General features: G+C 73.8%; 17 protein-coding genes and 1 pseudogene. 6 read left to right on the top strand and 12 right to left on the bottom strand.

The genetic code is table 11. From position 1 onward, the window contains the following. Positions 1-6: 6 nt before the first annotated feature. Positions 7-531: a hypothetical protein gene (locus D4B81_RS01165; protein ID WP_122260693.1), complete on the top strand. Its 525-nt coding sequence runs from the start codon at positions 7-9 to the stop codon at positions 529-531. A 12-nt stretch (positions 532-543) separates the two neighbouring features. Here D4B81_RS01165 and D4B81_RS01160 read toward each other — a convergent pair whose 3' ends face one another. Continuing rightward, on the bottom strand, positions 544-1,449 hold the full coding sequence (locus D4B81_RS01160) for a DUF429 domain-containing protein (protein ID WP_161964947.1): 906 nt from the start codon (positions 1,447-1,449) through the stop codon (positions 544-546). A gap of 236 nt (positions 1,450-1,685) precedes the next feature. On the opposite strand from D4B81_RS01160, the gene D4B81_RS01155 reads away from it, so the two are divergent. Beyond that, on the top strand, positions 1,686-3,194 hold the full coding sequence (locus D4B81_RS01155; protein ID WP_272914047.1) for a DHA2 family efflux MFS transporter permease subunit: 1,509 nt from the start codon (positions 1,686-1,688) through the stop codon (positions 3,192-3,194). 107 nt (positions 3,195-3,301) lie between these two features. On the opposite strand, the pseudogene D4B81_RS01150 reads toward D4B81_RS01155, so the two are convergent. The 5 genes and pseudogenes from D4B81_RS01150 to D4B81_RS01130 all read right to left on the bottom strand — a co-directional run. Continuing rightward, positions 3,302-3,607, bottom strand: a pseudogene (locus D4B81_RS01150) (VOC family protein); the annotation flags it as partial. A gap of 37 nt (positions 3,608-3,644) precedes the next feature. After that, positions 3,645-5,021, bottom strand: coding sequence for an FAD-dependent oxidoreductase (locus D4B81_RS01145; protein WP_122260691.1), 1,377 nt, complete (start codon positions 5,019-5,021; stop codon positions 3,645-3,647). Between the two features lie 118 nt (positions 5,022-5,139). Beyond that, on the bottom strand, positions 5,140-6,690 hold the full coding sequence (gene amaB, locus D4B81_RS01140; RefSeq protein ID WP_122260690.1) for an L-piperidine-6-carboxylate dehydrogenase: 1,551 nt from the start codon (positions 6,688-6,690) through the stop codon (positions 5,140-5,142). Between the two features lie 24 nt (positions 6,691-6,714). Further along, complete coding sequence (locus D4B81_RS01135) at positions 6,715-7,893, bottom strand: NAD(P)/FAD-dependent oxidoreductase (protein WP_237565737.1); 1,179 nt, start codon at positions 7,891-7,893, stop codon at positions 6,715-6,717. Positions 7,894-8,285: 392 nt separating this feature from the next. Beyond that, a complete protein-coding gene (locus tag D4B81_RS01130) occupies positions 8,286-9,089 on the bottom strand; it encodes an SDR family NAD(P)-dependent oxidoreductase (protein ID WP_122260689.1) in 804 nt (267 codons plus the stop codon). A 100-nt stretch (positions 9,090-9,189) separates the two neighbouring features. Between D4B81_RS01130 and D4B81_RS01125 the strand changes: the two genes are divergently transcribed. Continuing rightward, positions 9,190-10,227 carry an NYN domain-containing protein gene (locus D4B81_RS01125; protein ID WP_337189852.1) on the top strand — a complete coding sequence of 346 codons (1,038 nt, stop codon included), beginning with the start codon at positions 9,190-9,192 and terminating at the stop codon, positions 10,225-10,227. A 60-nt stretch (positions 10,228-10,287) separates the two neighbouring features. Here D4B81_RS01125 and D4B81_RS01120 read toward each other — a convergent pair whose 3' ends face one another. Beyond that, positions 10,288-10,974, bottom strand: coding sequence for a YwaF family protein (locus D4B81_RS01120; protein WP_161964946.1), 687 nt, complete (start codon positions 10,972-10,974; stop codon positions 10,288-10,290). Between the two features lie 49 nt (positions 10,975-11,023). After that, a complete protein-coding gene (locus D4B81_RS01115; RefSeq protein WP_237565736.1) occupies positions 11,024-11,866 on the bottom strand; it encodes a L,D-transpeptidase family protein in 843 nt (280 codons plus the stop codon). Positions 11,867-12,026: 160 nt separating this feature from the next. Between D4B81_RS01115 and lgt the strand changes: the two genes are divergently transcribed. Next, positions 12,027-12,890: a prolipoprotein diacylglyceryl transferase gene (gene lgt / locus D4B81_RS01110; RefSeq protein WP_237565735.1), complete on the top strand. Its 864-nt coding sequence runs from the start codon at positions 12,027-12,029 to the stop codon at positions 12,888-12,890. Here lgt and D4B81_RS01105 read toward each other — a convergent pair. After that, a complete protein-coding gene (locus tag D4B81_RS01105) occupies positions 12,797-13,585 on the bottom strand; it encodes a tetratricopeptide repeat protein (protein ID WP_122260686.1) in 789 nt (262 codons plus the stop codon). The genes lgt and D4B81_RS01105 overlap by 94 nt on opposite strands. A 101-nt stretch (positions 13,586-13,686) precedes the next feature. Between D4B81_RS01105 and D4B81_RS01100 the strand changes: the two genes are divergently transcribed. Further along, positions 13,687-14,250, top strand: a complete 564-nt coding sequence (locus D4B81_RS01100; protein ID WP_122260685.1) for an HNH endonuclease signature motif containing protein — start codon at positions 13,687-13,689, stop codon at positions 14,248-14,250. 123 nt (positions 14,251-14,373) lie between these two features. Here D4B81_RS01100 and D4B81_RS01095 read toward each other — a convergent pair whose 3' ends face one another. Together D4B81_RS01095 and D4B81_RS01090 are read right to left on the bottom strand one after the other, a co-directional pair. Then, positions 14,374-15,033 carry a VOC family protein gene (locus D4B81_RS01095; protein WP_122260684.1) on the bottom strand — a complete coding sequence of 220 codons (660 nt, stop codon included), beginning with the start codon at positions 15,031-15,033 and terminating at the stop codon, positions 14,374-14,376. 90 nt (positions 15,034-15,123) lie between these two features. After that, positions 15,124-18,435, bottom strand: a complete 3,312-nt coding sequence (locus D4B81_RS01090) for a DEAD/DEAH box helicase (protein ID WP_237565734.1) — start codon at positions 18,433-18,435, stop codon at positions 15,124-15,126. Between the two features lie 101 nt (positions 18,436-18,536). On the opposite strand from D4B81_RS01090, the gene D4B81_RS01085 reads away from it, so the two are divergent. Next, positions 18,537-19,301, top strand: a complete 765-nt coding sequence (locus tag D4B81_RS01085; RefSeq protein WP_122260683.1) for a helix-turn-helix transcriptional regulator — start codon at positions 18,537-18,539, stop codon at positions 19,299-19,301. 70 nt (positions 19,302-19,371) lie between these two features. On the opposite strand, the gene icmF is transcribed toward D4B81_RS01085, so the two are convergent. Continuing rightward, positions 19,372-22,701, bottom strand: a complete 3,330-nt coding sequence (gene icmF, locus D4B81_RS01080) for a fused isobutyryl-CoA mutase/GTPase IcmF (RefSeq protein WP_202613513.1) — start codon at positions 22,699-22,701, stop codon at positions 19,372-19,374. Positions 22,702-22,769: the final 68 nt, after the last annotated feature.

The raw sequence follows: 22,769 nt of genomic DNA, 5'->3' as shown, positions 1-22,769 counted from the left end.
ACGAGGATGACCTACCGCTACGGCCGGGACTGGCACGGCAAGCTGCGCAAGCCGATGCAGGAGATCACCGAGGCCCAGGCCAGGAAGCGCTTCACGGACGGCCCGCACCTCTCGGTGAGCCGGGTGGACGCGGCGGGCGAGGTGCCCGACTACACACTGGTCCTCCAGCCGGGTGCCGCCTACGTGCGCAGCAGCCGCTACGACGGGCACGGCCGGGAGGTCAGCGTCTACCACTTCCGCGAGCAGGACGACCACCCGGGCGAGCTCTTCCTCGAGGAGGTCACCGTGCGCGTCTACCCCGACGGCGAGGAGCGCTGGCTGGACGTGGCCGGGAGCAAGGCGCACACGACCGTCACCTTCCGGCCCAACGGGTGGGCCCGGGCCCGGTTCGCCGTCCCCGGCCTCGACCAGGCCCGGGTGGAGGAGTTCACCGGCGTCGACGTGAGCGGGCACTGGGTCCAGCGACCCGAGTTCGGCGACTGGGACGGGCTCGGCGAGGCGCGGGAGCCGGCCCTGCCGACCGGCGGCTGACCTTCGGCCGGGTCAGGACCAGATCGCCGCGTCGATCCCGTCGCTGAAGCGCTCGGGCTCCTCGGGCAGCCGGTAAGCCTCACCCCGCGCCACCCGGGCCCCGGTCCAGGCCGCCGCGGCCGCGTCCAGCACGTCGTCCACCCCCCGTGCGTCGGCGTCCACCCCGTCCGGCAGGACGAGGCCGTGCGAGGTGAGCACCCCGATGCGCTCGAGCGCCCCGGACCGGTCCTTCTTGCGGCTGTCCAGCGGACCGCCGGCCATGACCGCGAAGGACAGCTCCGGGTGCACCTCCACCACCCGGACGCCGGGGTCGGGACGGACGAACCCGTCCACGTCGAGGATCGCGCGCCGCAGGGCGTAGCCCTGGGCGGCGAGACTGCGTCCCCCGGTCCTGACGACGCTGACCTGCCGTGCCTGCGCGTAGGTCGGTGCCGCGAGGGCGTCCCGCACCGGCGTCGGGAACACCGAGCTCCCCCGCTTCCCGAGCCGGCGCCGCGCCAGCACGTCCGCCTGGCGGGTCCCGGTGTCCGGCAACCCGATCGGTATGTCGACCGCGACCACCGCGAGCGGCGCGAGGGCGAGTGCCTCCCCCACGAGGGTGCGGATGACCGGGGCCCTCAGCAGCCGCACCGGACCGGTGCCGCGCACCGTGAGCAGCGCCCCGACCCACCCTCCGGCCGCGCCGTCGACGCCGAGGACGTGCGGAGCCGAGTCCGGCGCGGGCCCGGGCACCGGGCGGCCCGCCCGCATGCTCTCCTGCTGGTCGAGGAGCCGCATGGCCAGTGACACGGCATACACCGGGCCGTCGGCCCGCACCGGGGCCACGACCCCCGCACCGCCCGGCACGTCGTCCAGACGGGGGCCGCCCACGAGGACCACCGGCACCCCGGTGCGGGCCGCGAGCACGACCTCGCTCACCGTCCCCCAGCTCGTGCCCACGGCGACGACGACCTCGCACGCAGCCGGCCCACCTCGACGGCCTGGGCCACCTGCCGGGCTGTCGCCTCGGCCGGGCCGACCACCCCGACGTACCGGCGCGGGGTCACGGCACCGGCGCTCGGGGAGCCGGCCGCCGCGCGTGCGTCGAGGGGGAGGCGTCCACGCGACCAGGGTAGGCCCCGGTCCGGGCGCCGTGCGGCATACAGTGTCCGGTCGTGACCGCCCCCGCCGCCGGGCACCCGCGCCCGACCAACCCCTGGCCCGCCCTGTGGGCGCTCGTCATCGGGTTCTTCATGATCCTCGTGGACTCGACGATCGTCTCGGTGGCGACCCCGGCCCTGCTGGGTGCGTTCGACGCCTCGGTCAACGAGGTGATGTGGGTGACCTCTGCCTACCTGCTCGCCTACGCCGTCCCCCTCCTGATCACCGGGCGGCTCGGTGACCGGGTCGGGCCCCGGAGGGTCTACCTCACCGGCCTGACGGTGTTCACGCTGGCCTCGCTGTGGTGCGGCCTGACCGGGGAGCTGGGGATGGGGATCGGGGCGCTCGTGGCGGCCCGGGTCGTGCAGGGCCTGGGTGCCTCGATGATGACCCCGCAGACGATGGCCGTCATCACCCGGACCTTCCCGGCCGAGCGGCGCGGCAGCGCGATGGCGCTGTGGGGGGCGACCGCCGGGGTCGCCACCCTCGCCGGACCCCTGCTCGGCGGCCTGCTCGTGGACTCCCTGGGCTGGGAGTGGATCTTCTTCGTCAACGTGCCCGTCGGGATCGTGGGGCTGGTGCTGGCGGCGCGGCTCGTCCCCCGGCTGGAGACGCACCCGCACCGGTTCGACCTCCTGGGGGTGGTGCTGAGCGCCGTGGGACTCTTCTGCGCGGTCTTCGGGATCCAGGAGGGGCAGACCTACGGGTGGGGCCGGATCACCGGGTTCGTCTCGGTACCGCTCCTGATCGGCACGGGTCTGGTCCTGCTCGTGATCTTCACCCTCTGGCAGGCCCGCAACCCCGGCGAGCCTCTCGTGCCGCTGGGTCTGTTCCGCGACCGCAACTTCTCCCTGGCCACCACGGCGATCACCACCATGGGCTTCACGGCCACGTCTCACATCTTCCCGCTCATGCTCTGGCTGCAGGGCGCCCGCGGCCTGTCCCCCACCATGGCTGCGCTGATCCTGGCGCCCTCGTCGGTGCTCGCCCTCGTCCTCGCCCCGGTGGCGGGCCGGCTGACCGACCGCGTGCACCCCCGGCTGCTGGTGGGGGCCGGGACTCTCCTGCTCGCGGCCGGCCTGCTGCTCCTGAGCCTGGCCATGACCCCGGACGCCCCGCTGTGGCGCGCCGTCGCCGGGGTCGTCGTGCTCGGTCTGGCCAACCCGCTGATCTGGGGACCGCTGTCGACGACGGCCACCCGCAACCTGCCCATGCACCGGGCGGGGGCGGGGGCGGGCGTCTACAACACGACCCGGCAGGTCGGCGCGGTGCTGGGCAGCGCCGCGATCGCCGTCCTCATGGAGGCGCGGCTGGGGGTCCACCTCGGCACCGCCGGAGGTGGACCGCCGGCAGCGGGGATGGCGGCAGAAGGGATGGCGGCCGGCGTCACCCCGGTCTCTCCGGAGGTCGCGGCCGCCTTCTCGCGCGCGCTGGCCGAGTCGATGCTGCTGCCCGCCGCCGTGATCCTGGTCGGCTTCCTGGCCGCGATGTTCTTCGAGCGGCCCGAGCACCTGGTGCGGTGACGCCCGGGCTCACCGAGCGCCGCCTCACGCCACGCAGAACTCGTTGCCCTCGGGTCCTGCATGACGACGTGGCCGAGGGACTCGCCGTACCGCTCCTCGCGGACCACCGAGGCACCCAGGCCGACGAGCTCGGGCACCTTCTGGCGGATCAGGCGCTCCCGGGCGGCGAGGTCCCACGGTCCCTCGCCCGCCACCCGGATGTCGATGTGCACCCTGTTCTTGGCCACCTTGCCCTCGGGCACCCTCAGCCAGCCGACGGCCGGGCCGGATCCCTCGGGGTCCACGATGGAGGCGCCGTCCGGGTCGTCGTAGCCCGGTTCGAGGACGTAACCGAGGGCAGCCGCCCAGAACCGGGCGAGGAGGTGCGGGTCGGCGGCGTCGCAGCCCAGGGTCCACGAGATGGTGGCGGTCATGGCCCCAGACTAGGTCCAGCTACGTCCGGGGAAGGGGTCAGCTGCCGGCTACGGCCGCGGGGCCGAGGACCGGTGGACGGGGGTTCGGCGGCCCGGCGCCCAGGACGCGGGCGCGCACGACCGCGAGCGCCAGGACCGGGTCCAGGAGGACCCGCGGTGACGCCATGAGGTGGTAGACCCTGGTCATCGCCCACTGTGCGCGCACGTCGCCGTGCGCCGAGAGCCGGGCGAGCTCCTGGCTCCACCACCCGGCCAGCGCCTGGGCGGGGCTCGGCGAGCCGTCGCTGGTCGGGAGGCGCAGGTCCTCGCTGGTCGCGATCCCCCACGGCAGTGACGTCAGGCGCGCGAAGCTGCGCAGCAGCCGCCGCTCGGTGCCGGGGTGCAGCCCGCGGGCGAGCGCGCGGTGCAGCAGCAGCGCCTCGCGGGCGGCCACGGTGATGCCCTGGCCGTAGACCGGGTTGAAGGCGCAGAACGCGTCCCCCACCGGCAGGAGTCCTGGTGGCCACCGGCGGACCCGTTCGTAGTGGTGACGCCGGCTGGCGGTCTGCCGGTGGACCGCGACGTCGGTCAGCGGGCGGGCACGGCTCACCACGTCGGCCACCGCCTGATCGCGGAGCCCGCGCAGGAAGGACTCGAAACCCTGCTCGTCACGAGGTGGCCGGTGCTCGCCCGAGCCGACCGCGAGGACGAGCCAGCGGTCCCCCTCCACCGGCAGGGCCACCCCGCCGGCCGGCAGCCCGGGTGTCTGCAGCACGACCACGCCGGCGGGGGTGGGACCTCTGGTCGGGGCGGCATACTCCCGGGTGGCGTAACCGGTCCGCGCATCGACCTCCGAGACCGGTGCCGGCCCGACCCCCAGGGCGGCCAGCCACACCGGCAGGCGGGACCCCCTCCCGGAGGCGTCGACGACCAGGTCGGCCCCGTGGGACGCACCGTCCGCCGTGAGGACCTCCCACCCGCTGCCCCGCCCCCGCCGCAGCGACGTCACCCGGCAGCCGTCACGGACGTCGACCCCCGGCAGGAGCCGCACCCGCTCCCGGACGAGGTGCTCCAGCAGGGGCCGGGTCAGCGACAGGATGCGGAACTGCGGCGAGCCGTAGGGGCTCCAGCCGGCCTCGCCGAGCCACGCCAGGTCGCCGGTGTCCAGCTCCACGGCCCCGGCCCGGCGCAGCTCGTCCCCGAGGCCCGGCAGCAGCTCCTCGAGCGCGAGCAGACCCCGCTGCAGCAGCACATGCGGCTGCCGTCCCTGCGGCACGCCGGGTCGTGCCCGTGGGGCCGGCGGCAGGGCGTCCCGCTCCAGCACGGTGACGGTGAGCCCGGCCCGGGCGCAGGCGGCGGCGGCGAACATCCCCGCGAGGCTCGACCCGACGACCACGACGCGTTCCGTGCGTCGCCCCCGGTCCCTTCCAGCCATCCCGACCTCCGCCCCGACAGACCCTGCGCCCATGCTGGCACCTGTGACCGCCGCGGTCCAGGGGTCGGCTGCCGCGTGCGGCGTGCGGCCTGCGGCGGCACGGCCGGTGTGCGGGGGGTCAGACCTCGAAGGTCACGCCCTGCGCCAGCGGCAGCTCCCCGGAGTAGTTCACCGTGGTCGTGGCGCGACGCATGTAGGCGCGCCAGGCGTCCGACCCGGACTCGCGCCCCCCGCCGGTCTCCTTCTCGCCGCCGAACGCCCCGCCGATCTCCGCACCGGAGGTGCCGATGTTGACGTTGACGATGCCGCAGTCCGAGCCGACCACCGAGCAGAACAGCTCGGCCTCGGCCTGGTCCCGCGTGAAGATGCTCGACGAGAGGCCCTGGGGCACCGCGTTGTTGAGGGCGACCGCCTCCTCGAGGGTCTCGTAGGAGAGCACGTAGAGGATCGGGGCGAAGGTCTCGGTGTGCACCACCTCGGCCTGTGCGGGCATCCGCACCACCGCGGGCCGCACGTAGTAGGCGTCCGGCGCCGCCTCGGGAAGCTCCCGTCCCCCGCCGACGACGACCTCGCCACCCGCCTCGACCGCAGCCCCGAGCGCGGCGGTGAACGCGTCGAAGGAGCGCCGGTCCAGCAACGGGCCCACCAGCGTCCCGTCTGCGGACGGGTCGCCCACCGGCAGGTTCCGGTAGGCCGCCGCGACCCTCTCGACCATCTCGTCCACCACCGAGGAGTGGACGATCGCGCGCCGCATCGTCGTGCACCGCTGCCCGGCGGTCCCGGCGGCGGAGAACACGATGCCCCGGGTCGCGAGGCCCAGGTCGGCCGAGGGTGCGACGACAGCCGCGTTGTTGCCGCCCAGCTCCAGCAGGCTGCGGCCGAAGCGCGCCGCGACGACGGGGCCGACGGCCCGGCCCATCCGGGTCGACCCGGTGGCGCTGACCAGCGCGACCCCCGGGTGGGCGACGAGCGCCTCCCCCACCTCGGGACCCCCGAGGAGGACCTGCGCGACGGACGCGTCATACCCGCCCTCCTCCAGGGCGCGCTGCAGCAGGGCGTGCGCGGCGAGCGCGCACAGCGGCGTGCGCTCGGAGGGCTTCCACACCACGGGGTCGCCGCACACCAGGGCGAGCGCGGTGTTCCAGGACCACACCGCGACGGGGAAGTTGAAGGCCGAGATGACGCCGACCACGCCGAGCGGGTGCCACGTCTCCATGAGCCGGTGGCCGGGGCGCTCCGAGGCGATGGTGCGGCCGAAGAGCTGCCGGGACAGCCCGACGGCCAGGTCGCAGATGTCGATCATCTCCTGGACCTCCCCCCGCGCCTCGGAGGTGACCTTGCCCGCCTCGAGGGTGACCAGGGTGGCGAGGTCCGCATGGTGCTCGACGAGCAGCTGGGCCCACCGCTTGACCACTGCGCCCCGCGCCGGCGCGGGCACGGTGCGCCACCCGAGGTATGCCGCGCGGGCGGACTCCACCGCGGCGTCGACCTCCTCAGGGCTGGTCCAGGCGAGCCGCGAGATCACCGCCCCGTTCACCGGGGAGCGTCCCTCCCGGTCCCCCTGGCGGGCCGTCAGGTCCGCCCCGCAGGCCTGGGCGGCGGAGCGCGCGAGGTCGGCGACCTCCTCGGGGCCGGGCAGCGCGCGGGACGTGGGTGCGGTCGTGGTCACGTGGGTCCTCCTCAGGACGGTGGGTCAGACGATGTGCTTCTCGGGGACGGGAGCGCCGGTGCGGAACCGGTCCACGTCGAGGGCGGAGACGTCGATGCCGGGCCGCTCCCCCGCGACCAGCGAGGCGACGACCTCCCCCACCGCGGGCCCCATGAGGAAACCGTGCCCGGAGAAGCCGGTGGCGTAGACGAGACCGGGAAGGTCCCTCGCCGACCCGACGAGGCCGTTGTGGTCGGGGGTCATCTCGTAGAGGCCGGCCCACGTCCTGCGGACCTGGGCGCCGGCCAGCGCCGGGGCCCGGCGGCCGATGGCGGCGTCGAGCCCCGTGAGCCACCCGTCGTCGGGGCTGTGCTTGAAGCCGACGGTCTCGGCGGGGTCGGACATCCCGACCAGCAGGCCGGGACCCTCGTCGTGGAAGTAGAAGGAGGAGCTGAAGTCGATGGTCATCGGCGTGGCCTCCCCGCGGCCCGCCACCGGGCCGGTGCAGACGATCTGCCGGCGCAGGGGCTCCACGGGCAGGTCGACCCCGAAGAACCCGGCGACCACACCGGACCACGCACCCGCGGCGACCACGACCCGCTCGGTCTCGACGCGACCCGCGTCCGTGAGGACGGCCCGGACGCGCCTGGGGGTGCCTCCGCCGCCGTCCTCCACCTCGGCTCCGGTGACCCGGCACCTGCTCACCAGGGTCGCCCCGGCCGCGCGCGCGGCCCGCACGTAGCCGGCGACCACGCTGTCCGGCGCGCAGTGCCCGTCCCCGGCGTGCCAGCTCGCCGCGAGCAGACCCTCGGTGCTGATGAGGGGCGAGAGGAGCTGCGCCTCCCCGGGGTCGATCATCCGCGTCGGCACCCCGAGCGAGTTCTGCAGCGTCGTGGCCCGCTCGAAGTGCGCGACGTCGTCGGGGTCGTCGAGGAGGAAGAGGTAGCCGACCCGGTGCAGGTCGATGGGCTGACCGAGGGCCTGCTCGAAGCGCTCGAACACCTCCAGCGACCTCCGGGCGAGCCGCACGTTGACCTCGTCGCTGAACTGGGCGCGCACGCCGCCGGCCGCCCTGCCGGTCGACCCGGACCCGAACGTGTCCTGCTCGAGGAGGAGCACGGACCCGGCTCCTCCCCGCGCCAGGTGGTAGGCCGCCGCCAGGCCGATCACGCCGCCCCCGACCACGACGACGTCCGCGGACCGGGGCAGCTCCGCAGCGCTCACGTCGCGTCCTCCCTGACCTCGCCGCCCCGGGCACCGTCCCCGAGGATGGCCCCCACGATGTCATCCTCCGGCGGCCGGAGGTCGGCCGACCCCGCGCAGTCCACCCCTCGCGCCGGCGAGGCAAACCCGCAGCTGCTGGCTGCGGGGCAAGGGCTGGGGGGTGGAGAGCCACCGAGTGGATCGTGACATCGAGGTGGAGCACGGTCCGGCCGACCTCAGCGTGGCCGTTGCGCCGGACGGGCACATTGCCGGATCTCGTCGCGTCGGCCCAGGAACTGGGGCGATGTGCCCGTTCTGCGTTCCGCAACCCGGGTCCCGGGACCGCTCGCGCAGCTCCGGTCCGTCGGCCACCTCGATCCCGTCGACCGCCGCGCGGCCCGAGGACGTGCTCCTCAGCGCAGGTGGCTGGCGCCGTTGAAGTCCAGGACCGCGCCCGAGGCCCACTCGGCCCCGGGCTCGGCGAGGCAGAGCACCGCCGCGGCGACCTCCTCCGGCGTGGCGACGCGCCCCAACGGGCTCTGCGCGCGGATGCCGTCGCCGGCCGGGCCCTCGAGGAGCCCGGCGGCCATGTCCGTGGCGATGAACCCGGGCGCCACCGAGGTGACCGCGATGCCGTGCGGGGCGAGCGCCACCGCCATCGACTGGCCGAAGGCGTGCAGCCCCGCCTTGCTGGCGCCGTAGGCCGGGACGTCCGGCTCCCCGCGGTAGGCGCCCCGGGACCCGACGTTGACGACCCGGCCCGTCGGCCTACCCTCCGCGGGGGCCACCTCGAGCATGTGACGCGCCACGCAGAAGGTGAGGTTGGCCGGACCCATGAGGTTGGTGGCCAGCGTCGTGCTCCAGGCACGCACCCAGGAGTCGTAGTCGGTGTCGGTGAGCCGGTGGTCGCCGCGCCGGCTGCCGCCCGCCGCCGGGTCGAGGAAGAGCGCGGCGTTGTTGACGAGGACGTCGACCCGGCCGAGCACGGCCACGGCGTCCTCCGCGAGCCGGCGGGTCTCCTCGGGGTCGGCCAGGTCGGCCTGCGCGAGCGCGTGACCCTCGCCGGGCAGGGTGCCGAGCACCTGGCGGGCGCGGTCGCGCGCCCCGCGGTAGTGCACCAGGACCCGGTCACCCCGTTCCGCGAACGCCCGCGCGGTCGCCGCCCCCACCCCGCGCGAGGCACCCGTCACCAGCACGCCACGCCCGGAGCCCGTCATGGTCGCCACCCTACGAGAGCCGAGGACATGGATGGGCGCCCCGGGTGTGGGGCACGGCGGGTGGGCGACCCACGGGGCCCCGGTGGATAGGGTGAGCGGCGTGGACACCGACGCCAGCAGCTCGACCCGGATCGCCGTGCTCATCGACTGCGACAACGTCTCCGCCAAGCACGTCGGGGCGGTGCTGGAGGAGCTCGCGAGCTACGGCGTGCCGACGATCAAGCGCGGCTACGGCGACTGGACGACGTCCCAGCTGACCGGCTGGAAGACGGAGCTGCTCCGCAACGCCATCCAGCCCGTCCAGCAGTTCGCCAACACGGTCGGCAAGAACTCGACCGACTCGGCGCTGATCATCGACGCGATGGACCTGCTGTGGCAGGGCAACGTCGAGGCGTTCGCGCTCGTCTCCTCCGACTCCGACTTCACCCGGCTGGCGACCCGGCTGCGCGAGTCCGGCAAGCGGGTCTTCGGGCTGGGCCGGCGCAAGACCCCTGAGTCGCTGCGCCGCGCGGTGGACCAGTTCATCTTCCTCGAGGTGCTCCAGGAGCAGGACCGCCGGGACGAGGCCGACGCGGGGGCCGCACGTCGGGAGGCCGGCGTCCCGGACCCCGGTCCGAGCTCGGTCGACCCGACGGACGACGGACCCGGCTCGCCGGCCATCAACCTGCAGAGCGCCCTGACCAAGGCGGTCAACGCCACCTCCGGGGACGACGGGTGGAGCACCCTGAGCCAGGTGGGGCAGCACCTCAGCCGCGCGCACGCCGACTTCGACCCGCGCGAGTTCGGGCACCAGAAGCTCGGGTCCCTCGTGGACGAGCAGCCCTACCTCGAGACCCGCACCGAGGGCAACCGCAAGCAGGTCAGGATCCGGCAGAAGCGCGCGGCCACCCGGGCACGGGCGACGGCGAAGAGGACGACCGCGGCGGGCACCGCGAAGGCCCCGGAGAGGACGACCGGGGCGGAGAAGACGTCCGCGTCCAAGGCGCCCACCACGCAGAAGGCGCCCGCCACGGAGAAGGCACCCGCCGCGAGGACGACCGCCGCGGAGGCGCCTGCCGCGGCGACCGAGACGGCCCCGACCGTGCCGGCCCGCGCCACCCGCTCCCGCCGCGCCTCGAGCGAGGTCACCGCCCGCTGACCCGCACCCCGCGCGGGTCAGGGCCGGAAGCTGCGCGGGGGCGGTGCCGGCCGGCAGACGTCAGCCGGGACGGCGGACGACCAGGCGGGAGGCGGCATACCCGAGACCGAAGACGACCAGGGTGACGGCCGCCGCCACCCTGCCGCTGCGCCGCTCGGGCACGCCGACGAGCAGCGGTCGCTCGCGCAGGTAGAAGTAGTTGCCGCCGGTCACGCGGTTGACCCGCTCCGCCACCGCGAGGTAGACGAGGAAGGCCGCGTAGGCGCGGGCCAGTCCTGCGAGCGTCGGCACCCACCCGTGGGTCGTCGCCGCGAGGACCGGCAGCAGCAGGGTCAGCACGTGGTTGACCGCGAAGCTCCAGCCCATGGCGTGGTCCGTCCGCGCGATCCCCCACGGGTAGACGAGGCTGACGTAGGCGTAGAGACCGAAGTAGAAGACGACGTCCATCGCCCACGGGTGGTCGGTGAGCAGCCAGACGAGACCGGCGAGCGTGGCCACCCGGCAGATGTGAAGGGGCAGGCTCTCTGCCGGGCCCTCCCGGTGGTGCGCGTGGTAGCCGTACATCGCGACCTGCTGGCCGACGGTGACCGCGACCACGAGCCGGCGCACGAGTTCCTGGCGGCGACGCACGAGCTCGCGACGGGTGAGGAGGAGCACCAGCAGGGTGAGGTAGAGGGCGACGTAGGCGCGGTGGTCGGGCCCGCCCACCTCGAGGGGCTCCGGCGCCGGTCGCCAGCAGGGGTGCACGACCCGAGGGTATGACGTCGCCCCGCTCGCGCGGACCGGTGCCCCTCGGTCAGACGACGAGGACGCGGCCACCCATGCTCAGCAGCCCCTGGGCCCAGATCATGTCCATCGCCGCGGTCGACACCCGTGCACAGCCGTGCGACGCGGGCCAGGCGGGGATGGAGTCCGAGCCGTGGACGGCGTAGTTGCCGTCGTAGAACATCGGGCGGTAGAGGCGGCCGAGCTCGCCGTCCCGCCAGCCGGAGCCGTCGGTGTACCAGACGGCGAAGTCTCCCGTGGGCGTGCGTGCGATGTAGTCGTGGCCCCCGAAGGTGTACGGCTCGCCGTTGCCGGTCGAGGTGTTGAGCACCATGGTGGTGGCGCCGCCACGGACCAGGAGGATGAGCTGGGAGGCGAGGTGCACCTCGAGGTGGTCGCCGCCGGAGGCGGGGGCCGGGCGGCGACCGGTCTCCAGGGCCGCGAGGGTGATCGGCCCGGCCACGGCGTCGCGCGTCAGGCCGTGGGCCTTCTGCACCGCCCAGACGGCCTGCTCGGTGAGGTGGCCGAAGCCGCCGTCGGGCGCCCCGCACCAGTAGCCGGCGGCGTTGAGCCGCTCCTGCAGGGTCAGGACCAGCGCGCCCTGGTCGCCGCGACGGAACTCGGTGGGCGCGGGTGGCGGGACGGGCTCCGGCTCGGGCTCCGGCTCCGGCTCTGGTGTCGGTGCGGGCTCCGGCGCGGGCCGCGGGGCTGCCACGGGCGGGTCGGGCTCGGTGACGCTGACGCTGTCGAGGTCGTCGTCCAGGCCGCCCACGACGGCACCCATCACCAGGCCGAGCCCGCCCCGCAGCACCGTGCGCCGGTGCAGTCCGAGCCTGCTCGCCGGCGCGGGAACGTCATACCTGCGCAGTCTCATCCGTCGGTCCCCTCCGGGTCGGGTCAGTGCCCACCAGTAGACGCACACCTTCCGTGCTCACGAGGTGCCCGGCACGCCGACGTTGCTGATTCGTGACCTTGGCCGTCCGGCTCCCGGCGCCGGACGGGGTCACCCAGGTCGGGTCGGTAGGGTGCCGGTCGTGAGAGCGGAGATCCCCTACCCGGACATCGTGCCGTCCTTCGACGTCGGGCCGCTGACCATCCACTGGTACGGGGTCATGTACGCGCTCGGCTTCGTGCTCGCCTGGTGGCTGGGCACCCTGCGCGCACGCCGGGCGGGGTCGGGGTGGGACGGTGACGAGGTCAGCGACCTCATCCTCTACTGCGCGCTCGGCGTGGTGCTGGGCGGGCGCGTGGGCTACGTCCTCTTCTACGGGCTGGACAACCTCCTCGAGGACCCGCTCTACCTCGTCCGCCTGAACGAGGGAGGTATGTCGTTCCACGGGGGCCTCCTCGGCGTCCTCGGGGCGATGTGGCTCTACGCGCGCAAGACCGGGCGGCGCTTCTTCGAGGTGGGCGACTTCGTGGCGCCGCTCGTGCCGCTGGGGCTCTTCTTCGGTCGGATCGGCAACTTCATCAACGGCGAGCTCTGGGGCAAGACCACCGACGTCCCGTGGGGCATGGTCTTCCCCGGTGCGGGCGACCTGCCCAGGCACCCGACGATGCTCTACGAGGCGCTGCTCGAGGGGCTGGTCCTCTTCGCGGTGCTGTGGCTCTACGCGCTGCGCCGGCCGCCGCTGCGGGCGGTGTCCGGCGCGTTCCTGCTCCTCTACGGCGTGTTCCGCAGCGCCGTGGAGTTCCTGCGCATCCCGGACGAGCACATCGGCTACCTGGCGCTGGACTGGCTGACGATGGGTCAGATCCTGTCGCTGCCGATGATCCTGGCCGGCGCCTACCTGCTGTGGTCCGCCTACCGCCACCCGGTCTCCCCGGCCTCCGAGCCGCCGGCGGAGCGGTCCCCGTCCTCGGGCGACCCCAGCAGCGCGAGCTCCTCCTCGACGTAGGCGTCGGAGCCTCCGACGGCCCGCAGCTCCTCGCGGAGCGCGAGCTGGAGGCGGCGGGCCTCCTCGGTCCTCCCGAGGTTGCGCAGCGCCCAGGCGACCATCCAGCGGGCCACGCGTGTGGTCGCGGGGTCGCCGATGCGCTCGCGGGCACGCAGCGCCTCCTGGAACGTCTCCAGCGCCCTCGCGAAGTCGCCGGCGTCGGCGTAGGTCATGCCGAGGTTGTTCAGGAGCGAGGCGTCCCAGTCCCGGGCGCGGGGGTCACGGGCGTGGCGGGCGACGTCCAGGGCCCTGAGTGCGCACGACTCCTGCTCGTCGGGAAGTGCCGCGAGCGCGAGCATGTGGAGCGCGTCGACCTGGAGCTCCTCCAGGCCCGCCGAGCCGGCGCGCTCGGCGGCCGAGGTGAGGTGCGCGCGGGCCGCAGACGGGTCACCGGAGGAGCGCAGGAGCCGGCCGCGCTCCAGCGCGCCCCGCACCGCGACCTCGGCATCGGCGTGGTCGTGGTCCAGCGCGTCCAGCACGGCGTGCCCCTCGTCGAAGCGACCGAGCAGTCCCAGGGCCCGGGCGACCTGGGTGAGCGCGAGCTGCCGGTCCTTCCCGGTCGTGCGTCGCACCACGTCGCGGAAGCGTTCCTCGCTGCCGCCCGGGTCGTCGAAGTCCCACAGCGCACGCAGGTCGGTCGGTGGCTCGCGGACCATGCCTCCAGGGTGGCAGACCGGGCGCCCCCCGGGCCAGGTCCGTGGTGCCGCTGGGGTCGGTGCTGGTCAGAGCCTCGGGGAGGGTCTGTCAGCCGTCGGTGATGGGGTGGGGGTATGTCGATCACGCGTGCCCCGGTGAGGACGGTCTGCCCGACCCCCGACCGGCAGGGGCGCGTCGCTACGACGCGCTCATGGTGGTCGTGGGCCGTGGCCTGGGCCACCCCGGTGCGCCACCCTCCGCCGCGCGGGCCTCGGTGATCATCACAGTCAGGGCGGACCCGGCCACCGGGCGGCCGCAGGGCGCGGCGTGCACGCAGACCGGGCAGGTCCTCACCGCCTCCCAGGCGGGGCGGTTCGCGTGCACCGGAGACCTGACCCCGGTGGTCCTGGGCGAGCACGACGAACCCCTCCGACTGGGCCGCACCCAGCGACTCGCGAGCGCGGGGCAGTTCAAGGCCCTCGTCGTCCGGGATGAGGGGTGCGTCTACCCCGGGTGCACCGTGCCGGCCACGTGGTGCGAGGCGCACCACATCGTCTGGTGGTGCAGGGGTGGGCCGACCGACATCGACACGCTCGCCCTGCTCTGTCCGCGCCACCACACCCACGTCCACGACAGGAACCTGGGGATCACCGTCGCCGGCGGCTACGCCACCGTCAAGGTCTAGCCATCACGCCCCGCACCCGGCCCACCCGGTCGGGTTATCGGCATGCCGCGCATGCGATGAGCCGGGCGAGCGGCTTACCCCGCTGTCCCGGCTCTGCAGACCGGGTCGGCAGGATCGACGTCATCACCGCAGGACGATCCGGCCCCTGGGCGTCCTGAGGACGAACGTCAGTCGCGCCTCATCGCCCGGTCCGACGTGGTGGTCGACACCGAGGATGTCGAGCACCCGACGAGCGCGCGCGGGATCCGGGTGCCTTAGCACCAGGTCCTCCAGCTCCAGGACAGGTCCGGCGGTGTCGCTCGGGTGCCCGACCGGTCCCCAGTCGATCAGCGACGGCTGCACACCGCCGAGACCGAGGGGGCGGGGCACCGCGAGGCGCCAGCTCAGCACCGTGCCGTCGGGCCTGGCCCGTGCTGCCTCCACGACCTCGCCCACCTCGACGCCCGCATCTGTCGCGGCCGCCAGCGTGGTGTCGAGGTCGTCGGGTCGAACCACCCACGTGTGGGGTCGCACCGTCTCGCCCAGGCCCTCCGTCAGCCGGGCCCCGAGATCCAGCATCGTCCGGTCGCCCGGTACCTCGCCCTGCGACGGGTCCGGAGCGAGCAGCTCGAGGTAGCAGCGACGCTGACCACCCCAGGACAGACCGAGCAGGGCGTTGCGGGTCCCCAGTCCCGGGTGGCTGCCGCCCAGCACCGGCTCGACGCCGGTGCGCCGGGCCAGCTCGAGCATCCCGGCCTCGAGGTCGCTGGTGACGAGTACGAGGTGGTCGAGGGTGGTGGCCATGCCCCATCCTCACCCGACGGGCCAGCCCGGCTGGAGGCCGGACGAGTCCTCCCCCGACGGGCGGGCCCGGCTGGAGGCCGGAACGCGTCCTCACCCGTCCAGCAGGTCCCGGATGTCCTCGGCAGAGATGCCGCCGGCCCGGAACTCCCCGGCGTCGACGACGGTCGCGAACAGGTCACGCTTGCGCTGCTGCAGGGCGACCACCTTCTCCTCGATCGTCCCGGTCGAGACCATCCGGTAGACGTTCACCGGCCGCGTCTGCCCGATGCGGTGCGTCCGGTCGACCGCCTGCGCCTCGGCAGCCGGGTTCCACCAGGGGTCGAGGACGAACACGTAGTCGGCCTCCGTCAGCGTGAGCCCGAAACCGCCCGCCTTGAGACTGATCAGGAAGACCGGGTCGTCGCCCTCCCTGAAGCCGCTGATGCGGCTCGCCCGCACGTCGCCGCGGGTGCTGCCGTCGAGATAGCTGTGCCCGATGCCCGCCTCCCCCAGAGCCAGGCGCACCTTGGCCAGGAACCCGGTGAAGCTGGAGAAGACGAGCGCCCGGTGCCCCTCCGCCGCGAGCTCGGTCAGCTGCTCGACCAACGAGCTGATCTTCGCCGAGGTGGCCAGCCCGGTGTGCTCCTCGGACACCAGTGACGGGTCGAGGGCGAGCTGGCGCAGCACCGTGAGCGCCCGGAAGATCGCGACCCGGTTGCGGTCGAGGTCCTCCAGGAGGCCGAGGACCCGCTGCCGCTCACGCTGGAGGTGCCGGTCGTAGACCTTCTGGTGCGCCGGGTGCAGGGCGACGTGCAGGGTCTGCTCGATCTTGGGGGGCAGCTCGGTCGCCACCTGAGACTTGGTGCGCCGCAGCATGAACGGTCGCAGCCGACGACGCAGCCGGTCGAGCACCTCCGGCGAGTCGCCGGCCTCGATCGGCCGGCGGTAGCGGTGCGTGAACACCTCCGGGCGGGGGAAGAGCCCGGGGGCGGCGAGCGAGGTCATGGACCACAGGTCCATGAGGTTGTTCTCCAGCGGGGTGCCGGTGATGACGAACGTCCGAGGACCGCAGACCCGCCGTACCGCCTGGTAGGTCGCCGACCGGTAGTTCTTCACGAACTGCGCCTCGTCGAGCACCACCCCGCTCCAGGGCAGCGCCTCGTACCCCTCGCTCTCCAGCCGGAGCAGCGTGTAGGACGTGACGACGACGTCGGCGGCACCGACGGCCGTCGCGAGGTCGCTCCCCCGCCGACGAGCGGTCGCCGTGACCGTCGCGACCCGCAGGTGGGGTGCGAAGCGCGCGGTCTCCTCGGCCCACGTGGACACGACGCTGGTGGGTGCCACGACGAGCACCGGTCCCTCGGCCAGGTCGCCCCGGTCCTCAGCCCGTGTGATCATGGCCAGCGCCTGCAACGTCTTGCCCAGCCCCATGTCGTCGGCCAGCACTCCTCCCAGCCGGGCGTCCCAGAGCGTGCTCAGCCAGCGGTGACCCTCGAGCTGGTACGGCCGGAGCTGCGCACGCAGCCCCGCGGGCTGCTGCACGAGTCCGAGGTCCGCCCCGCCGAGCTGGAGCAGCCCGTCCACCGACCGCCGCCAGGCGTCGTCCTGCTCCTCGACGATCCCCAGCCGGAGGAACTCCTCCCACAGCCCCGCCTGGTATGCCGTGACGCTCACCCTCCCCGGGCGCGGCGGGCCGTCCTCGAGGTCGCGAGCCTCGTCGATGAGGGTGCGCAGGCTCTGCAGCTCCGGCCGGTCGAGCGTGAACCAGGTCCCGCTCTCGAGCAGCATGACCTCGTCCCCCCTGGCCAGCGCCGCGAACAGCTCCTCGAACGGCACCTGCTGGTCCCCGACGGTGACCTGGACGTGGAGGTCAAACCAGTCCTCGACCTCACCCTGGGTGGTGCTGAGCCGCACGACCGGAGCCTCCTCGGCCTCGCCGTAGTCGGGCAGCTCGCCCTCGACGAGGACCTCGACGTCGCTCAGCTCGCGGAGCCGGGGCAGCAGCTCCTCGACGAACCGCGCCGTCCGCCCGCCCGTGATCGTCACCGTCGGGTAGGGCCGGGGTCGCGGCCGGGCGGACCGGTCCACGAGACCCGGCAGCTGCTCGAGCACGGGCAGGACCGTGTCCGTCACCGCTGCCTCCCCCTCGGTGTCGCGGGGCTGGCCGTGGTCGTCGAGGGCCACCGTGGTGACGGAGGGGTCCGGCGTCCCGGGGACGGCATACCGGAAGGCCCACTCGAGCAGCAGCTGGTGGGAGGGCCGGGGCGTGAGGCGCAGGAGCAGCGTCGGTCGGGTCGGTTCCAGCGGCGGCACACTGCCGTCGGCGGAGCTGAGCGTGACCACCCGGGACAGCACCGGGCGGTAGAGGGCGAGGAACCTGGGCACCTCCTCGACCGGCACCTCCAGCGGGTCGGCCCGCTCGAGGAGCGGCACGGCCGAGGGAGGCGGCGGTTCGCGCAGCGGCCACAGGCTCAGCAGCCCGTCGTCGGCGAGATGGCCGACCCCGTGCGGCGGATTGCCGAGCAGGAACTGCCGGCCGCCGACCTGAGGTGGTGGGTCGGCGGAGAGCCCCGGACGCAGCACCAGCGCGCCGGACCCGTGCCGGGACAGGTCCAGCGTGACGGTCACGGGGTCGGTCCGCACCGCCACGGCCGTGAGGGCGGTGCCGGGGACCAGCTCGACACCGGCCGCCACGCACTGCTGCAGCAGCGGCCACGCGACCGGTCCGAGGTCGTCGAGGCCCAGCTGGTCCGCGCCCCACGCCGTGTGGCCGCCGCTGCCCCGGGCCACCGTCATGAGCTGGCCGACCACGGAGCGGTGGTGGGGCAGGACCTCCGGCGAGGCCCAGGCGCTGGACAGGTGGCGCCAGCTCACGCCCGTCCGCACCCAGCGACCGCCCCGCCCCTCGCGCACGGGCCGTAAGAGCACCCGCGCCGACTCCCCGCCCACGGCCAGACCCGGTCCTACTGACACCTCCAGGGCCAGCGCGACAGTATCCCGCCCGGCCGCGTCCGAGGCACCCTCGCCCCCCGACGCGGCGGCACCCCCGGGGATGGCCCGGACCAGGGGCGCGAGGGCGGTCTCCCACCCGCTGCGGGCACCGGCGCCCGAGAGCCGTCGCTGCGTCTCGACCACGACCGCGACCGCGTGCTTGCAGTCGTAACCGACGGGGCAGCTGCACTGGCCGACCCAGCCGGGACCGTCGGCACCGATCCGCCGGACGATGGTCTGGTAGACCGTGCGCCGGCTCCCCAGGACCGTGCCGAGCAGCGTTCCCCCGTCGAGCGCGGTGACGAGCGTGCGCACCCGGCCGTCCGCGGCATACCCCTCCCCGCGGGTCAGGGTCGCGATGCCGACCGCGTCGGCGAGGTCGGACCGGCTGACGCGGAGCACCCACGAGGCGGCGGCGAGGTCGGGTGGCACAGGACGAGGGTAGGCGGGGCGTCCGACAGGTGTCGCGCGTCGTCCACACCCTTCTCCCCGGGGTGATTTACAGGAGAGCCGGGACAGGCCAGAGTGGGCCCATGAGCACCGAGGTCCCCATCGACGCCTACCGGGTGGCCGTCGAGGTGCTGCAGCGGGTCGCGGCCAGCGAGGGGACCGCGGTGGAGCGCCTCACCCACGCTGTGGACGCCGTCGTCCACGCGGTCCGGGCGGAGCTCGGGCTCGTGGTGCACGCCCGGGACGACGGGTGGGAGGTGCGGCGCATCGGGCCTGCCCCGGCGACCGCGACGCCCGCGCGCGTGGAACCGCTCCTGCGGGTGGTCCCACGGTCGGACCCGCTGCTCGCCCCCGTCCGGGACGGTCACGACGCGGTGACGACCATGTCGCGCGCCGTCGGGTCTGCCTGGACAGGGTCGCCGCGGCGGGAGGAGATCCGCCGGGTCTGGGGTGTGGACCAGCTGGTCACCGTGCCGGTCCGCACGGGACCGGCCTTCGTGTGCGTCATGCTCGGCCGTCTCGGCGAGGACTTCACCGACGCCGACCTGGCGGTCCTGTCGATGGTGCAGCCGGTGCTGGTGGCCCTCAACCGGATCCTCGACCCCGACGCAATGCCGGAGCCGGAGGCACGGATCGTGCACCTCACCACCCGTGAGCAGGTGGTCCTCGAGCTGCTGGCGCGGGGACACACCGCCGCGCGCATCGCCCACCAGGCCGAGATCTCTCCCCGGACCGTGCACCACCACCTCGCCAACATCTACGGCAAGCTCGGCGTCGGGGACCGCCTCTCGGCGGTCAACCGCGCCCGGTCGATGGGTCTCATCGAGGCGGAGAGCCTGCACGTCTGAGGCGCCCGCGGTCCGTCAGGAGCCGGTCGCGGTCGCTCCTCCCGGAGGACGGCCGCCCAGATAGGAGCCGTCAGACGTTGCGGCGGTACTGTCCGCCGACCTCGAAGAACGCCGCGGTGATCTGCCCGAGCGAGCACACCCGCGCCGCGTCCATGAGCACCGCGAAGACGTTGTCGCCGCTCAGCGCCGCCTCCCGGAGCCGGTCCAGCGCCTCGGTCGCCTCGTCGGCGTGCTGCTCCTGGAACTCGGCGACCCGCCGCAGCTGCGACTCCTTCTCGGTCTCGGTCGCCCGGGCCAGCTCGACCTGGACGACCTCCCGCTCGGACTCGGGGCGGCGGAAGGTGTTGACGCCGACGATCGGCAGCGTGCCGTCGTGCTTGCGGTGCTCGTAGAGCATCGACTCGTCCTGGATCTTGCCGCGCTGGTAGCCAGTCTCCATCGCGCCGAGGACGCCACCCCGCTCGGAGATGCGGTCGAACTCCAGCAGCACCGCCTCCTCCACGAGGTCGGTCAGCTGCTCGAGGATGAACGAGCCCTGGTTCGGGTTCTCGTTCATCGCCAGGCCCCACTCCTTGTTGATGATGAGCTGGATGGCGAGCGCGCGACGCACCGACTCCTCCGAGGGCGTGGTGATCGCCTCGTCGTAGGCGTTGGTGTGCAGGCTGTTGGCGTTGTCGTAGATGGCGATCAGCGCCTGCAGCGTGGTGCGGATGTCGTTGAAGTCCATCTCCTGGGCGTGCAGCGACCGGCCGGACGTCTGGACGTGGTACTTCAGCTTCTGGCTGCGCTCGTTCGCGACGTACTTCTCGCGCATCGCGACCGCCCAGATCCGGCGGGCCACCCGTCCGATGACGCTGTACTCCGGGTCCATCCCGTTGGAGAAGAAGAAGCTGAGGTTCGGGGCGAAGTCGTTGACGTCCATCCCGCGCGCGAGGTAGGACTCGACATAGGTGAAGCCGTTGGCGAGTGTGAACGCCAGCTGGCTGATGGGGTTGGCCCCGGCCTCGGCGATGTGGTAGCCGGAGATGCTGACCGAGTAGAAGTTGCGCACGCCCTGGTCGATGAACCACTGCTGGATGTCACCCATCATCCGCAGCGAGAACTCCGTGGTGAACAGGCAGGTGTTCTGCCCCTGGTCCTCCTTGAGGATGTCGGCCTGCACGGTGCCGCGGACGTTCTGCAGCGCGTAGGCGCGCAGCTCCTCCGCCTCCGCCCCGGAGGGCTCGCGCCCCTCGCGCTCCCGGAAGGCGTCGAGCTGCTGGTCGATGGCCGTGTTGAGGAAGAACGCCAGGACCGTCGGCGCCGGGCCGTTGATGGTCATCGACACCGAGGTCGTGGGGCTGACCAGGTCGAACCCGTCGTAGAGCGCCTTCATGTCGTCCAGCGTGGCGACGGACACCCCTGAGGTGCCGACCTTGCCGTAGATGTCGGGACGCTCCGCGGGGTCCTGGCCGTAGAGCGTCACCGAGTCGAACGCGGTGGAGAGCCTCGTGGCCGGCTGCCCCTCCGAGAGCAGCTTGAAGCGGCGGTTGGTCCGGAACGGGTCGCCCTCCCCCGCGAACATGCGCGCGGGGTCCTCACCCTCCCGCTTGAAGGGGAACACCCCGGCGGTGAAGGGGAAGAAGCCGGGCAGGTTCTCCCGCCTCCAGTAGCGGACGAGAGCACCCGCCTCGTCGTAGGGGGGCAGCGCGACGCGGGGTATGCGGTTCCCGCTCAGCGACTCCTTGACCAGCCGGGTGCGCAGCTCGCGCTCCCGCACCCGCACGACCTGCTCCTCGCCGGAGTAGGACTCGACGACCGTGGGCCAGCGCTCCTGCATCTCCTGGATCTCGGCGGGGACCTCCTGGCGCGCCGACTCGAGGAGCTCGTCGACACCGTGGCCGGTGCGCCCGGTGGACGCGAGCTCGTCGTCGACCGCGGCCAGGCGCTCGACCCGTCGGGCCGCCCGGGCGAAGCGTTCGGTGTCCTCGTGGTAGGTGCGGACGGTGTCGGCGATCTCGGCGAGGTAGCGCACCCGACGCGGCGGGACGACCTGACGGATCGTGGACGAGTGGCGCACGTCCACCTGGGGCAGCGACCCGGGACCGACCGGCAGACCCTTGCCGGCCAGCAGCTCTCGCAGCTCCTGGTAGAGGGCTGTCACGCCGTCGTCGTTGAAGGTGGCGGCGGAGGTGCCGAAGACCGGCATGTCCTCGGGCCGCTTGCCGAAGGCCTCCCGGTTGCGCACCAGCTGGCGCCCCACGTCGCGCAGCGCGTCCAGGGCGCCACGGCGCTCGAACTTGTTGATGGCCACCACGTCGGCGAAGTCGAGCATGTCGATCTTCTCCAGCTGCGACGCGGCGCCGAACTCCGGCGTCATGACGTACAGCGACGCGTCGACGTAGGGGACGATGCCCGCGTCCCCCTGGCCGATGCCCGGGGTCTCCACGATCACGAGGTCGAAGCCGGCCGCCTTGAGGATGTCGACGGCCAGCGGCAGCGCCTCGGGGATCTCCCGGTCCCCCCGGGTCGCCATCGACCGGAAGTAGATGGCGGGCGTCTGCCTCTCGCCGGACGCGGTCGGGGGGGTTCCCGGGGGGGCGAAGCCCCCCCGGGTGATGGAGTTCATCCGGATCCGGTCGCCCAGCAGGGCGCCACCACCCCGTCGCCGCGTCGGGTCGACGGCGATCACCGCGACCCGGAAGCGGTCACCCTGGTCCATCCGCAGCCGGCGGACGAGCTCGTCGGTGAGCGAGGACTTCCCGGACCCCCCGGTCCCGGTGATCCCCAGGACGGGGACGGTCCTCCCGGCGGACCCGGCCTCGTCCCGGTAGCGGGCACGGTCCGCCTCGGGCAGGTGACCGACCTCGGCCCCCGTGATGGCCCGGGCGACGGCGGTGCGATCCCCCGCGAGCACCGCGTCCACGTCGGCGGGGCCGACCTGCCAGAGGTCGCAGTCGCAGTCCTCGATGACGGTGTTGATCATGCCCGGCAGTCCCAGGCGCTGCCCGTCCTCGGGGCTGAAGATCGTGACGCCCGACTCCCGCAGGCGGGAGATCTCCTCCGGCACGATGACGCCGCCCCCACCCCCGACGACCCGCACGTGTCCCGCGCCCGCCTCGGCCAGCCGCTGCACGAGGTACTCGAAGTACTCGACGTGCCCGCCCTGGTAGGAGGAGACCGCGACGCCGTTCGCGTCCTCGTCGAGGACCGCGTCGACGACCTCCTCCACCGATCGGTTGTGCCCCAGGTGGACCACCTCGGCGCCCTGGCCCTGCAGGATGCGGCGCATGATGTTGATGGAAGCGTCGTGCCCGTCGAAGAGGCTGGCCGCGGTGACGATCCGGACCGGGTGCTCCGGTGTGTGCAGGGGCGGGCGCTCGGCGCTGGTGGCGGTGGCTGCCGACTGGTCGTTCTTCACCTGAGGTCTCCTCGTCGAGTCGGGTCACTCCGATGGTAGACGAGGCGCACCGGCGGGTTGACGTGAAG

Origin of the sequence: Ornithinimicrobium cerasi (genome assembly GCF_003702705.1) — a bacterium.
Taxonomy (GTDB): Bacteria; Actinomycetota; Actinomycetes; order Actinomycetales; family Dermatophilaceae; genus Ornithinicoccus; species Ornithinicoccus cerasi.
The sequence above is the reverse complement of the archived record's forward strand: the minus strand, read 5'-3'. Positions and strand labels throughout refer to the sequence as shown.